Annotated in this window: 2 protein-coding genes; both read right to left on the bottom strand. The window is 34.3% G+C overall.

The features are described from left to right. A partial coding sequence (locus tag AC0NJG_RS28580) for an HU family DNA-binding protein (RefSeq protein WP_474063707.1) occupies window positions 1-179 on the bottom strand: 179 nt, incomplete at its 3' end. Window positions 180-317: 138 nt separating this feature from the next. Then, entirely contained in the window at window positions 318-683 is a 366-nt protein-coding gene (locus AC0NJG_RS28575) for a hypothetical protein (RefSeq protein ID WP_098412783.1), read from the bottom strand. Window positions 684-797 lie beyond the last annotated feature (114 nt).

Raw genomic sequence — 797 nt, 5'->3', positions numbered from 1 at the left:
CCTGTACGTGCAGATCTTTCACGTACTTCAAATGTACCAAAGCCAAGAATCTGTACTTTCTCTCCATTTGCTAACGCATTTGTTATTGTATCTAATAACGCTTGTGTTGCTGCAGCAGCATCTTTTTGTGTAAGTTCAGCTTTTTCTGCTACTACTTTTGTTAATTCTGTTTTATTCATTTTCTGTACCTCTTCATATGTAATTAGGTGATTATTATAACGTGTGATTACTTATGATGCAATTATACTGTGCATAGGAAAAGCCATAGCAAGAGCTAGAGGATAATTTCTGTGTAAAAGGCATAAGAAGGATATGAATTATTGTGCTAAACTCTGTTCATATTTTTTTACATCTTCCAAAGTTTTAAATATTAACACATCAAAAACTCCTTTTTCATTCCCACATATGACAACAAAACCATCTGTTGCTTCTAGAACTCTACCGACGCCACCATCTGTAAGCGTAATACTAGTTAGATGCTTTACGTTCAGTTTTTCTGCTTTTCGAATATAAGTAGTTATGGGTGTTCCTACAGGAAATGCATCTGTGATCTCTTTGGTTGTATATGTGCCAGCAGCTATTGACTGAGTTTTAGCTGTAATAGAATCAGTTTGAGTGGCACATCCTGTTGAACATATTAAAAGAATCCCAGTAATCATACTTACACAAGCTGTTTTTACCATTCACAAAATCCTCCTATAACTGTTCGTATTGTCAACCCATTTAGGGTAACAAATTATATATACGAAGTTTGTTGGATTATATGAGTCGTAATTCAACAAAGATACAGGTATTTT

The organism is Bacillus sp. SSR7 (assembly GCF_055902415.1).
This window is presented reverse-complemented; position numbering and strand designations above follow the sequence as displayed.

What these genes read in the sequence shown, in the direction of transcription:
- AC0NJG_RS28575 (WP_098412783.1), bottom strand. Translation starts at nt 683, where the DNA reads ATGGTAAAAACAGCTTGTGTAAGTATGATTACTGGGATTCTTTTAATA.